The following is a 12587-nucleotide window of genomic DNA, read 5'->3' as shown; positions in this document are numbered from 1 at the left end:
TTATCCCTGGTTAGATGCGGTGGAGACGTAGCGCACCTCTGGATCGAGGCGCGGCTGGTCTCCGGGTCGGATCGCCGGGCGGAAGCGCACGAGGCGCTTTTCCGGTCCGGGGAGCGAGCCCTTGATCAGCACGTGCGGTCCGTCGACTTCACCGTAGTTGATGAAGCCGCCGTCGACCGTCGCGTCTGCGCCGTCGCCGATATCGACGAGGCGCTTGTTCAGTTCCGTCCGCTGGTGGTAGCCGGTCTGTCCCTGCTGTGGGACCGTCGACCGGACGCGGGACGGATTCCAGGGACCGAGGTTCCCGATGCGGCGGCGCCAGCCCTGCCGGGCGTGCTTGCCCTTGCGTTTCTGGACGCCCCATCGCTTGACGGGACCCTGTGTCCCCTTCCCTTTCGTGACGCCGCTTGCGTCGACGTACTCGCCGGCGCGGAACACGTCGTTCATGACGTGTTCGCCGCCGCCGTCCTCGAGCAGTTCGAGGGTGTAGTCGACGCGGTCCTCGACGGAACTGCCGCCGACGCGCGTCTCCATCACGTCCGGCTTCTTCTTCGGCATCGAGGGAATGTCCCCCGGAACCGTGTGCGTGATGACGCGAACGTCGTCGACGCGTCCTTCCTCGAGGAAGCCACGGAGTTCGTCCGCGGAAGCGTCAGTGTCGTAGTCGTCACCGGGAAGGTCCAGCACGCGATCGAGTTCAGGAACGAACTCGTCGGTCCAGACCTCGGTGAGCGGCTTCTTTCCGTACGGCGTGTCTTCGTACGCACGCAGGGCGACGGCGCGCATCGGCGGCGTCTCCACGATCGTAACGGGAACGGTCTCTTCCATTCCCTCGGTCGGCGAGTTCGCTTTGTCGTCGACCATTACGACGTGGGTCATGCCGGCCTTGTAGCCCGCGAAGCCCTGGAGCGTCGGCTGTCCGTCGTCGTCCGGCCACGAATTAAAGCGTGGGACCTCGCTGGTCGCCCGCTTTCGTGGGCCGAACCCGAGTGAGCCTTTGCGTGGTGCGTTTGATTGTGGCATTCTATCACTCTCTGAGTGAGAGGGGAGCGAGCGTCGCGAACAGAGCCTCCTCCGTTCGCACGACATCGCTTCCCTGGTACGGAACCGTGTTCAGCCAGAGGTCGAACCCTCGTCCTGGATCGACATCGCCAGATGTGGGTTCGACTCCGTCAGCGTCGTCTGACCGCGGCGGCCAGGACGACAACGTGTCGACGGCGTCCTCGGATTCGAACTCGAGGATGTCCGGCAGCCCTCTCTCGGGCGCGCCGAAGGCGACGGTCATCCCGTCGCGGTCGACGCGTCCGGCCAGCGTGTCGAGCCGCCCGACGGTAAGTTCGGTACCGTATCGGGAGGCGGCGATTCGAACGCCGGCGTCCTCACGGCTGAGTGCTGCCTGTAGGTCCGTCCGCTCGACGGAGAGCCCCGGAAGGGGGTCGTCGACGAGCTTTGCCCGGACCGGTCGTCGCGAAGAGATCCTGATAGTCACGCGCTCGCCCTCGTCGAGCGCCATTTTCGGCGGCACGTTGAGGGAGATCGGGTGTTGCAAGCCGCAATTGACCCGCACGCGTTGATCAGGTCCGACCTCGGTCACGATCCCTTGTCTTAACGACCCCGAACCGGTAGATTCGGAGCCGGTCTGTGACATGGCGCGGAGCGGCGGCAAGACGCCCGCATACTCCAGTTCGTTGCGCATCCCCCAGACCTCGTTGCGGAGGTATGGCGGTGTTGCGGCGTATCGCAAGACGGTGCTTACGAACCCGCCGTCGAATCGCCCCGTTTCGCCATCCCGGTCGGGATAGACGACGAGGCGGTCAGCACGGAAGACCGTCGCCGCGCGGGCGACGTATCCGAGTTTGCGAGTAGCCTCGCGTTTGTCCTCGGCCTCCCGAGTGAGCGACGACGGCACGAGTACGCTGACGGTCATGCCGTGACGCTTCGGCGCCGCGTCACTAGACTGTAGCGATGTGTTGCGGACAAGGTCTTAAAAGAATAGCGGATTCGATTCCGGCTGTGAACGCCTCACACCCGGTAATTCGTGCCGAACGGGCACACAGTCGTTTGGAGTGATTTGTTCGTCTGTCAACGGCCGAACGGAGCAAGTATTGCTGCATCAAATACGGTGTACAAGAGTATGGGCACAGATTCCGACATGGGCAGACATAGCGAAGACAAAACGATTCGCAACCCTTATACATCCCTCCGACAGTAGGTGTAAGTGCAGCAGGGCGCTGGTAGTGTAGTGGTATCACGTGACCTTGCCATGGTCACAACCTGGGTTCAAATCCCAGCCAGCGCACTTTTGTCGCGAACAAATTCGTGAGCGACAGAAATCGTATCTGGATTTGAATCAGACCAGTCGCGCACAGCGAAGCGAGCACGTCTGGGCGTGGTTCAAATCCCAGCCAGCGCACTTCTATCACGACTGAACTCGTGAGCGACGGGGTCGGATCTGTAATTCTATGGCGATCACTGTTGATACGCACCGCGTAGTGCATACTCACCGCCCGTACCTGTAGTATAGAGCGTGAGTACGCGCCGGATCCCGGGTAACTCGTCGCTTGTTGGTCCGCCGAGTTCACAGGCGATCGACTGGTTAGTGCGGGAGTCCATCACAAGCGATAACCGATATCACGACCGAGTGAGTTTTATGCTGGAACAGGATATGGAGGTGTAGACGATCGCATCACGTCTCCTATGCAAACGGACTGTTCACCCGCAGATGACGCGGCTGACCGCCAGTACGACCAATCGAACGACCGCTACGTTTTCCACCACGATACCGAGAGCAGCGCGCTGGTGACGACGACGATCGTCCACGCGCTGGCATCGGTCACGGATATCGACGTTTCTCAGGGCGAGTTCTCCCTGTACGATAGCGTCGATCCGGACGCCCTCAATCGGCTGTTCCGATCGACGGCAGACGGTTCCGAACGCAGCGGTGGCCACGTCGCCTTCACGGCAGTAGAACACACGGTCTACGTGTATGCGAACGGGGACGTGATCATCCATCCACCAACAGAGACGGACCCCGGCGTGGAGCAGCCGCGTCCACACCCGAACTCTCAGCAACGGTAACACGCACGAACGGGCCGTCTACAACCGGACAGGAAACAGAAGCCGACACCGAAATCCACGGATACCCGTAGACACAACGGGATCGGCGGCACGGATTTCCGGTAACTCAACAGTACCTCGAAGGGGACGGATTTACCACCGCTGGCGTCCTCGGGACCTGTATGACGGTACTCGCACTCCTGAGTGTCGCACCCGTGATCGAAGACAGCATGGCCGGCGAGGTTGCGGCGGCCGTCGACGAACTCGAGAACTACGATGTCGAGTACGAAACGAATTCGATGGGCACCGTGATCGAGGCCGAAAGCACGGACGAACTGTTCGCGGCCGCACAGGCCGCCCACGACGCAGTCGACGGCGATCGAGTCAGTACGGTTCTCAAAATAGATGACAAACGCACGCGCGAGACGAGCGCAACGACGAAAGTCGAGTCAGTTGCGGACGAACTCGGCCGAGAGCCGACGAGCCAGCGCTGACCACTACCGGCCGAGACAATCGCCGACCGCTGAGCGGAACACTCAACCGCTCGACGCGACTACAACGCCCATGGCGCAGACCCAGACCACACTCGAGGTTACTGGCATGTCCTGTAACGGCTGTGAAGCGACCGTCATCGAGGCCGTCGAGGCGCTCGACGGCGTCGCCTCCGCGACGGCGAATCACGAAGCCAACGAAGTCCGCGTCGAACACGACGGTACAACCGTCGGCGAGGCGACGCTCGCCGAGACGATCGAAAACGCCGGCTACGAGACAGCGGCCTAACCGCTATCAGCGATCCGCGTCGAACGCTACGTTCGGCGTGCTCGACCCTTGTGTCAGACGCAGGTCAGACTGAATCTGGCAAACTGTTTTATGGCGGAGCCTGAAGCGTAGCCTATGGAAAGTCTCAATCGCATGGCGATCGAGCTCGTCGACGAGGCCCTCGACTACGCCGAGGAGTTGAACGTCGGCGGCTACGACCTCGAAAACGAGGCGACCGTCCTCGACTTCGGCGTCGAGTTCGACGGCGGCATCGAAGCTGGACTGTTGCTGACCGAGATCCAAACCGCCGGGCTCGCGACGCCGAGCTACGAACTCGGCGACCTCGACGGGGCATCGCTTCCCTACGTCGAACTCTCGACTGACCAGCCCGCACTCTCTCTGCTTTGCTCCCAGAAAGCCGGCTGGGAACTCGTCACCGAGGACTTCGAGGGGCTCGGAAGCGGTCCCGCCAGGGCGCTCGTCGCCGAGGAGGAAGAGTTCAGGCGCGTCGGGTACACGGACGCGTTCGATCTGACGGCACTCGCCGTCGAGACGGAGGCCATCCCGACCGAGAGCGCGGCCGCACAGGTCGCCGACCTTGCGGAGGTCGAGCCGAGTAGCGTCTTCCTGCTCGCCTACCGGACGGCGAGTCTCGCCGGAAGCATTACGAACGCCGCGCGGGCGGCTGAACTCGCGACGTTCCGCCTCGCTGAACTGGGTTACGACCTGCACGATATCGTCTCGGCGACGGGCCGGGCACCGGTCGCGCCGGTCGCCGCAGACGAACAGACGGCGATTGCGCGCACGAACGATGCGATCGCTTACGGCGGCACGGCTCACCTCACGGTTCGTGAGGATGCGGACGTCTTCGATTCGGTGCCATCGGTCGCCGCCGAGGACCACGGCCGCCCGTTCGGCGACATCTTCGACGAACTCGACTGGGACTTCGAGGAGGTTCCCTCGGATCTGTTCGCGCCTGCGTCGGTCACGATCGACGTGCTCGGCGGGCCGACGTACGTCCACGGTGAGACGGACGAGGAGCTAGTCGCACAGTCGTTCGACCTGTAACGACACCCGTAACTGCACCCCGTAATCGCCACACAGTACATGTCTCTCACCTTCAAGCCGGTCCCGGAGCCACCAGCCGATTTTGACACCCTCGCCGCTGTTCGGAACGCAGTTCCGGCGACGAAGGCCGCCGCCGCGGAGACCGCCGACTGCTGCGTGCGAGTTCTCGAGCGAACCGGGAGGGGCGCGGACGGAACCGAACTGATCCGGGACCGCGACGACGCCGCAACCTGGCTGACATTCCTCCGCGCGCTCGAACTCGCGACCGACGGCGAGGATGGCTATCGGCGGACGGATCGTGAACTCGAGCGGGAAGCGGTACGGGCTGCATTTCGCAAGCGAGTCTACGGCGTGGGGTCGATACTCGAGGCGCTGGACGCCGCCGCAGAACCGCTTTCTGCTACAGCCGTCGCCGACCGAGTGCAGTCTCAGCCTCAGCCCCAGTCCCGGTCCCAGTCCCAGTCGTCGTCCCGCCGGCGAGTGCAACCGGACCGAATCGAGCGGCTACTCGAGTGGGCCGTCCTGCTCGGACTCGCCGAGCGCCATGAGCGGGCGAACGAGACCAGGTATCGAGCAATCGCTACGTCATCGTAGCCCGTAACCGAAACGGTCGTTTTATTGGCTCGTGATCCCGTTTTGCGGCCGTGACTGTGACGATCGATACCGTCTGTTTCGACCTCGACGATACCCTGTGTACCTATAGTCGTGGCGGTGACGAGGTCCTCGCGAGCGCGTTCGACCGCGCCGGCGTCTCGCAGTGCTGGGATATCGACGCGTACTACGACCGCTACCGCGACTATCTCGAGGACAGCACGGATATTCGAGACCTTCGACGGCGGTGTTTTGGCGACCTGACCGTCGCCGCGGGCGAAGACCGCTCGATCGGCGAGGCGGTCGCGGACGCCTTCGCCGAGGTTCGAGCGCAGGAAAGCGTCGAGCCACTCCCGGGGGCACGGCGGGTCGTCGACCAACTCGGCGAGGAGTACCGACTCGGACTCATCACGAACGGGCCGCCGGGAATGCAGCGGACGAAACTCGAGGCGATCGGCCTCGCGGACCGATTCGAGACGGTCGTCTGCGCCGGCTACGACGCGGCGGCGAAGCCGGCGGCCGAACCGTTCGACCTCGCGCTGGAGCGGCTCGAATCGACGCCGGACCGAGCGGTCTATGTCGGGAACTCGCTCGGAGCGGACGTCGCGGGTGCCAGCGCGGCCGGCCTCCGGTCGGTATGGATTCCCGCGACGGATTCGGTCCCCGAGAAACCGACTCCCGCGCCCGAGCACACGCTCGAGTCGCTCGAGGAACTGGTGACGCCGCCCTGGTGATGGTGATGATGAGAGTGAGCACGTGCCGGTGTGGCTGTGAGTGTGCACAGACCAAGACCGGCCGCTTTTACTGTGCGACAGTCGTCCGTGCGAGTCGATGACCGACCACGCGATCAACTTTCAGTCGATCGTCGCGGAGATTCGACGAACCGCAGGCTCGCACGGCGCTGGCGACGACAGGCCTGCTACTGGCACGGCCGCCGACGCACCGCTGGTCACGGTCGACGGCGACGACGTGATCGACGTCTGCCAGCAACTCTTCGGTGCGCTCGCCGAGCGAACCGAGCCGACGACTTGCGAGTTCTACCTGCATCCGAACAATCGGCGGGCACTCGAGCAGCGATTGCTCGCGGACGAACTCGCGGTCGAATCGATGCCGTTTCTGGAGCGGCAGCTCTGGACGGACGTGTCGATGCCCGACGACGTGGTTCTGTTCATGCACCCGGATGCGGTGACCCTCGGTGGGACGGTGACCGGCGAGCACCCTGTGGGGCTGGGGACGGTCGCGATTACGAACTCGTCCGGCGGTAGTGATCGATGAGCACCGTTCCAGCGCGGACGAGCGTGTAGAGTCCCGAGGTGAGCACCGTCATCGGAACGACCAGGTCTTGAAATCCTCGCGCCAGCGAAACGAGTTCACTCATCGGCCCAGGTCGGAGTCCGAGAAGATCGAACGGCAGGACGAGGAGTTGCAAGACGATCGTAATGACCGCGGCGAGAGCGATCCAGAACAGCAGGATGCCGGCGAAGACGAGCGCTTCGCGGATCGCCCATCGGAGGCGGCCGGCCGGGGAGCGCGGAAATATCAATAGAATAACTGATTTATCTCAATAAAAATGTGCCGGAGTGTCACATCGATGTATCGACGAATGGGTCGAGAGGTCGACGATGGACACGACTCACTCCGCGTTCGCGGGGTGAACGGCCGTCACCGTGCCGACGCCCTTGCTGCGACCCTCGCGGAAGACGAACTTCTGGCCTTCCTCGACGAGGTACGGGCGGAACTTGAACCGGACGGTTGTCTTGCCCGTGTCGCCCGGGAGGAGGCGACCCTCGTCGGGGTGAAACGCCGCCGCCTCGCCGATCGTCTCGAGGTGGACGACCGGCTCGTAGCCGTCGCCGATCCGGGTCGGATGGTTGAGTACCATCACCTCGGCCTCGAACTCGCGAATCGGTTCCGGATCGGCGTCCCGCGGGAGCAGGACCATGCCGCGCTCGATCGCGCTCTCCTTGATCCCCTTCAGGGCGATTCCGACGATCCGGCCGGCCTGGGCCGTATCGACCCGATGGTAGTGCATCTCAATCGATCGAACCTCGACCTCCTGAAATCGTCCGTCGGGCATCGGCCCGATGAGGAGTTCGTCGCCGGCCTCGACCTCGCCGGATTTGACGGTCCCCGAGGCGACCGCGCCGACGCCGGTCACCGAGTAGCTGCGGTCGACGTACATCCTGAACTCGCCGGTATCCTGGGACGTCTTCGGGAGTCTGTCGAAGAGTTCATCGAGCGTCTCGAGCCCGTCCATCGTGATGGCGCTGGTTTCGACGATGGGGACGACGCGCTCGCCGATTTCGTCGATTGCAGTGTCGATGCCGTGGCGGGAGACGCGAAGCGGCGATTTGTCGACCTCTCTGAGGAGGCGTTCGACCTCGCGTTCGACTTCCTCGACGCGGTCGTCGTCGACGGCGTCGGTTTTCGTGATCGCGACGATGGTCGGCAGGTCGGTCGCGAGGAGGACGCCGAGATGTTCGCGGGTCGTTCGCGTGGGGCCGTCGTCGGCGGCGACGACGAGCAGGCCGTAGTCGAGTTTCTGTCCGACGAGCCCGCGGATCGTCGTGCGGAGCCACGGCTCGTGGCCGACGGTGTCGACGAAGGAGACCAGTCGATCGGCCTCCTCGACGACCTGGGCGCGGTCCGCCTTGCGATTCGGGTTACGAACGCGGACTGGGCCGTCGTCGTCGAAGCCGTAAACGGCGTAGGAGAGATCCGCCGAGAGACCGCGTTCGACCTCGTGGGGTTGGACGTCGAGGTACGACCGGGTCGCGCCGTCGCCGTCGTCCGGGTTGCCGGTGACAAGCGAGCCGACGAGCGTGCTCTTGCCGTGGTCGACGTGACCCGCCGTGCCGACGACGACGTGTTCGTCGTCCGTCTCAAGGACGCTTCCCTCGTTGATTGTCGCGACGCCGACGAGCCCCTGGTTGATTCCCCAGGTCTGTACGTCGTCGATGTGTGCGTCAGCTTCCTCGGCCAGTAGCGAGAGCACGTCCATCGTCTCCGAGAAGGTATCGGGATCGACACCGGCGAGGCCGCCGTCGTCCGTCACGCCGACGACGTACGTCGCCTCGCCGTCGCCAGAAAGGAGTCGGTGACGGAGTTGGGCCGCCAGACTCTCGCGTCGTCCACTCTCGAGGTGAACATCGCGTGAAAGCCGTTCCTTGAACTCGACGTTGCCACCGTCCTGTTCGCCACGGTCCAGGGCTCGCTCGAGAAGAGCCCGGTCACGGCTCATAGCAACTGATAGCGCGCCACACGGCAAAAGCCTTCCCGTCTATGGGTATCAATTACCATAGATCGGCGGAAGATACTGGGGCCGGTTTCAAGGGTCTCGAGCCCCTGTATGCAGTATGAGCGTCAGTGGCCTCTGTCAGATCTGTGAATCCCGGCCGGCCCAGGAGCGCTGTGACAACTGCGGCACGCTCGCCTGCGAGCAACACTACGACCGCGAAAAAGGGCTCTGTGCCGACTGTGCAGCCCAGGTCGAACCTGGGCGTGATCCGAACTCGGACGACGTCGACGTACACCGGTTCTGATCGCTATCTCCCCCCCCTCGCATCCACTCCACCAAATGACCACCATTCGCGATGAACTCGCGATCGCCGTCGGCGTCGGTGACCGGTTTTGTGTCGAGGTAGCGCAACGCGAGGGAATGCTCGTCGCCGCGCACCCGCGCGAGGGAAGTCCGCTGGACATCGCCGTCGTCGAGGGCATCGACCAACTCGAGGCGGTCCCCGCTACCCCGGTCGAAGTCGAAATCGAGCCCCGAATCGTCGAGGACTACGTCGTCGGGCGACTCGTCGCAGCCGCCTGTTCGACGGCCGACCCCCCGTAAGCCTTCGAGCAGATTTGTGGTCACCAGGCGTCCGTACATCCGTATCTCTATCGAGTTATTGCCGGTGTCTGTCCACGAGAAGGGAAAACAAGAAAGGTTGAGTTCCAAACGTCGGAGATTACGGCCACCAGACAGTTCGGCTGGGTTGGTTACTAGGCTGAGAGCGACGGTTTCGGTCACACTCTAGTGAAAGACCCGCCACAAGTGTGTAAATACTGAGCACCGATTTTGTGACCGGTTTCAGAAATGAGGCTGACTGACGATTTACTTCGATGCCAAGCGTCAGCTGTTAGTCGTCAGGTCGCTCTCCAACTGTGATTGTTTTGTCGTATGTATCGCTCACCCGCTCAATTCCGGAAGCGGCGGTGAGTTCCCAGTCGCCAGCTACCGTCGCATCGAACCGACCGAGCGTGAAAAATCTCGCTTCTCCTGGCGGGATTTCCGCATCACCGTCAATACTGGTGGAGGCCGTTTGCACGGGCTCCTCCTCGTTCGGTGGCGTGAGTTCGACACTTACTTCACCAGTAGCTGGCTCACCACCAGGGTTCCCAAGATGAATACCGATTTCAAATTCGTCTCCCACGGTAATGCCATTTGGGACCTGTGGCTGGTTCCGCAGGAGGATGAACGCACCGGGTTCGGCTTCATTCACCTCGAACTCGGGTTCCGTATTGCTGGAATCTGCCCCAGTGCTGGCTCCAACGTCCATCCTTCCGACGGAGTCCGGTATAGTGCTAGCTCCACGAGTCATCCACCCTGCGATAGCAGCGGATCCGACCGCAAAACCGGTAAGGAGGACACGACGACGCATATTCTCAATAAAACGCATATGTAGATAAAAGTTGTCACCTTCTCAATTCACCGTTGTGTCCTCGGACCGTACTGACCCGTCTCAAGCACGAGACCGAATTCAACTGTCTCGGCCGACTTCACAAGCCTGCTGTACGTAGCAGAATCGTCGGCGATCTCGCACCCTGGGTCGGGTCGTTCGTTTCAGTCCCGATACTGATTGAGTCGCCGCTGCAACCGTTTTGCCGCCTGGCCGCTCGCGTTGGCGAACTCCTCGCCATCGTTTTCCCCCGCGAAGATGATCCCGCGCGACGAGTTCACCAGGCCGACGCCGTCGGCCAGGCCGAACTCGACGGCGGCTTCGGCGTCGCCGCCCTGTGCGCCGATGCCGGGGACGAGAAACGGGAGGTCGGGGACCTGCTCCCGGAGGTCCTCGAGTTCTTCGGGCTTGGTTGCGCCGACGACGAGGCCGACGTTGTCGTTTTCGTTCCAGAGATCGGCGAGGGCGGCGACGCGTTCGTAGACGGGTTCGCCGGAATCGAGTTCGAGATCCTGGATGTCCGCGCCGCCGGGGTTCGAGGTGCGACAGAGGACGAAGACGCCGGCCGCCTCGTTCGAGAGGAACGGCTGGAGGGAGTCCCGGCCCATGTAGGGATTGACGGTGATCGCGTCGGCGCGGTCGAGCAGTTGGGCGTACTGGCGGGTCGTGTTGCCGATGTCCGCTCGCTTCGCGTCGAGCAGGACCGGCACGTCCTTGCCGTGGGCGTAGGCGATCGTCTCCTCGAGTGCGCGCCAGCCGTCGGGGTCCTCGTAGAAGGCGGCGTTCGGTTTGTAGGCGGCGGCGTGCTCGTGGGTTGCGTCGATGATGCGGCGGTTGAACGCCCACCGAGGGAGGTCGTACTCGCGGAGGTGTTTGGGAATGCGAGACGGATCGGGATCGAGGCCGACGCTCACGACGCTGTCGACCGTTCGGATGCGGTCGTGCAGTCGATCGAAGAAGTTCATGCACGCGAGTGACCGCCGGACGGTCGAAAAGGTTCCTATACCGCTGGACAGCACTCAGTGAGCAGTTGGGAACAAATTGCAGGCTGTCGTCCGGAAGGTGTCGATAGCAACGCGGCAGGCCGGCAACGAATCGACACGGTAGCCCTCCGTTTCGCTGCGAACACGGACGAGGTGTGTCGCGTGCGTTCCAAGTGTACGGAACGGTACCAGATGACAATACCAAACATATTAGATGGTATTTACTTCGGGGTAATGGGTATAGGCATTGTATGGATATCCGAGGGAAGGTGAAGCCGCTATTGCAGTTCGGACGTGTTCGCAACCAGATCCAGTCGACACTTCGGGGGACGGCCCAGGCAAGCGGGGGAGCGACGGAACCCGGCCAACCGTCCGTTCGCGGTCCGAAACCGACCGACGGTCGCGGCCAGGAGAACGGCCCCGACTACAGCGGCGACCATGAACCCGAGGCGGTAACGAACTCGACGGCGGCACAGTCGGACGCCGCCGGTAATCTCTTCCAGTGTTCGACCTGCAATGCGGTCTACATTGACGACGAAAAGGAAACCTGTCCCTCGTGCAATACCGAGGTCGAACAGGTTCGATCGACGTTTTCGCGATAGGGCGCGGTAGTAGCTACGCGCAGTCTCCTCGTTCACCAACAGTCGCGAGACTCGCATTTACAGCAGTCCGTATCAGTTCGACGACCAAGTCGAGATCACACGGCCTGCTGGTTTCGATACTGACAGGGAACCACTGCGGCGCTCGATGAAATCATTTTTATTCCTACCTGTAGAGAGGAATTACGGTGTTCATACTGCCGTTGTTCAGCGGACGAGTTCACGATCCACGGAGACAGAGCCATCGACGGCACGAGAGCCAGCAACTACACCGATTGCAGTCACCTGCACAATGCCACGTCACCACACTGGGGACGAATCTCCACCGACGGCCACCGGACCAGTTATCGACCACGAAGCGCTGCGCAATCGCGATGACATCCCGTTTCACGAACAGACGGATGTTGTCGATGATGAACTCGTCGAGCAAGTCGCAGCCCTCGCTGATCTCGCCGGAGCAGGGATCACGAACTCCGATGGCGACCTGCTCTTCCGGCGGCTCACCGACACGTGCGCGTGGAAAATTCCCGTCGCAACGGTCGCCCCCGAGGAGGACTTCGCCGCGAGAATTACGACGCACATTCAGGAGACCATCGGTTTCACCGTCACACTCGATGCGATCGAAGGCGTCTGGGATATCCGCGTCCGGACGGAAGACGGGACGAAAACGGCATCTCGAGGGTTCGTCATCTTCAGCGCCTCGCCGGTTTCCGGTAGCTACGACCTCGAGGCGGCTACCCCCGAGGGCGACCCGGTCGAGGATGCGGGCTGGTTCGATGACCTTCCGGCCGAGGCGGACGAAATCCCCGGGACAGAACGGTTTCTCGACTGAGCAGCCACGGTAGCAAATCGACCGTCAA

The 12587-nt window shown here is 62.7% G+C and carries 17 protein-coding genes and 1 tRNA gene; 12 read left to right on the top strand and 6 right to left on the bottom strand.

Annotated elements, in window-relative coordinates:
• Positions 1-1023, bottom strand: coding sequence for a 50S ribosomal protein L3 (locus C484_RS11085; protein WP_006826039.1), 1023 nt, complete (start codon positions 1021-1023; stop codon positions 1-3).
• Positions 1024-1027: 4 nt separating this feature from the next.
• The gene (locus C484_RS11080) at positions 1028-1927 is read right to left on the bottom strand and encodes a putative RNA uridine N3 methyltransferase (RefSeq protein ID WP_006826038.1); all 900 of its coding nucleotides are present in this window, start codon (positions 1925-1927) and stop codon (positions 1028-1030) included.
• 301 nt (positions 1928-2228) lie between these two features.
• Here C484_RS11080 and C484_RS11075 point away from each other — a divergent pair.
• The 8 genes from C484_RS11075 (at position 2229) to C484_RS11040 (ending at position 6750) form a co-directional block, all read left to right on the top strand.
• Positions 2229-2299 (top strand) — tRNA-Gly (locus tag C484_RS11075).
• A gap of 398 nt (positions 2300-2697) precedes the next feature.
• Positions 2698-3078 (top strand): HalOD1 output domain-containing protein, encoded by a 381-nt coding sequence (locus C484_RS11070; RefSeq protein ID WP_006826037.1) that lies wholly within the window; start codon positions 2698-2700, stop codon positions 3076-3078.
• A gap of 161 nt (positions 3079-3239) precedes the next feature.
• Complete coding sequence (locus C484_RS11065) at positions 3240-3551, top strand: thiamine-binding protein (RefSeq protein WP_006826036.1); 312 nt, start codon at positions 3240-3242, stop codon at positions 3549-3551.
• A gap of 70 nt (positions 3552-3621) precedes the next feature.
• Positions 3622-3837, top strand: a complete 216-nt coding sequence (locus C484_RS11060; RefSeq protein ID WP_006826035.1) for a heavy-metal-associated domain-containing protein — start codon at positions 3622-3624, stop codon at positions 3835-3837.
• A 114-nt stretch (positions 3838-3951) separates the two neighbouring features.
• A complete protein-coding gene (mch, locus tag C484_RS11055) occupies positions 3952-4884 on the top strand; it encodes a methenyltetrahydromethanopterin cyclohydrolase (protein WP_006826034.1) in 933 nt (310 codons plus the stop codon).
• A gap of 39 nt (positions 4885-4923) precedes the next feature.
• A complete protein-coding gene (locus tag C484_RS11050; protein ID WP_006826033.1) occupies positions 4924-5478 on the top strand; it encodes a hypothetical protein in 555 nt (184 codons plus the stop codon).
• Between the two features lie 50 nt (positions 5479-5528).
• Positions 5529-6209, top strand: coding sequence for an HAD family hydrolase (locus tag C484_RS11045; protein WP_049915333.1), 681 nt, complete (start codon positions 5529-5531; stop codon positions 6207-6209).
• 97 nt (positions 6210-6306) lie between these two features.
• Positions 6307-6750 (top strand): hypothetical protein, encoded by a 444-nt coding sequence (locus C484_RS11040; protein ID WP_006826031.1) that lies wholly within the window; start codon positions 6307-6309, stop codon positions 6748-6750.
• Here the strand turns inward: C484_RS11040 and C484_RS24340 are convergent.
• Positions 6719-7018, bottom strand: a complete 300-nt coding sequence (locus C484_RS24340) for a hypothetical protein (RefSeq protein WP_006826030.1) — start codon at positions 7016-7018, stop codon at positions 6719-6721. The two genes, C484_RS11040 and C484_RS24340, sit on opposite strands and share 32 nt — an antisense overlap.
• Positions 7019-7108: 90 nt before the next feature.
• Positions 7109-8716: a GTPBP1 family GTP-binding protein gene (locus tag C484_RS11030; protein WP_006826029.1), complete on the bottom strand. Its 1608-nt coding sequence runs from the start codon at positions 8714-8716 to the stop codon at positions 7109-7111.
• Positions 8717-8831: 115 nt separating this feature from the next.
• Between C484_RS11030 and C484_RS11025 the strand changes: the two genes are divergently transcribed.
• Entirely contained in the window at positions 8832-9017 is a 186-nt protein-coding gene (locus C484_RS11025; RefSeq protein ID WP_006666667.1) for a hypothetical protein, read from the top strand.
• Between the two features lie 35 nt (positions 9018-9052).
• Positions 9053-9316: a hypothetical protein gene (locus C484_RS11020; protein ID WP_006826028.1), complete on the top strand. Its 264-nt coding sequence runs from the start codon at positions 9053-9055 to the stop codon at positions 9314-9316.
• Positions 9317-9605: 289 nt separating this feature from the next.
• Here C484_RS11020 and C484_RS11015 read toward each other — a convergent pair whose 3' ends face one another.
• Both C484_RS11015 and pyrF read right to left on the bottom strand, forming a co-directional pair.
• Positions 9606-10025 (bottom strand): hypothetical protein, encoded by a 420-nt coding sequence (locus tag C484_RS11015; RefSeq protein ID WP_006826027.1) that lies wholly within the window; start codon positions 10023-10025, stop codon positions 9606-9608.
• Positions 10026-10309: 284 nt separating this feature from the next.
• Positions 10310-11110, bottom strand: coding sequence for an orotidine-5'-phosphate decarboxylase (pyrF, locus tag C484_RS11010; RefSeq protein WP_006826026.1), 801 nt, complete (start codon positions 11108-11110; stop codon positions 10310-10312).
• A 269-nt stretch (positions 11111-11379) separates the two neighbouring features.
• On the opposite strand from pyrF, the gene C484_RS11005 reads away from it, so the two are divergent.
• Entirely contained in the window at positions 11380-11730 is a 351-nt protein-coding gene (locus tag C484_RS11005; RefSeq protein ID WP_006826025.1) for a hypothetical protein, read from the top strand.
• A gap of 289 nt (positions 11731-12019) precedes the next feature.
• On the top strand, positions 12020-12559 hold the full coding sequence (locus tag C484_RS11000) for a hypothetical protein (protein ID WP_006826024.1): 540 nt from the start codon (positions 12020-12022) through the stop codon (positions 12557-12559).
• Positions 12560-12587: the final 28 nt, after the last annotated feature.

Source organism: Natrialba taiwanensis DSM 12281 (assembly GCF_000337595.1).
Lineage (GTDB): Archaea > Halobacteriota > Halobacteria > Halobacteriales > Natrialbaceae > Natrialba > Natrialba taiwanensis.
Note: the sequence above shows the minus strand (reverse complement) of the source record. Positions and strands in the feature narration are given on the sequence as shown.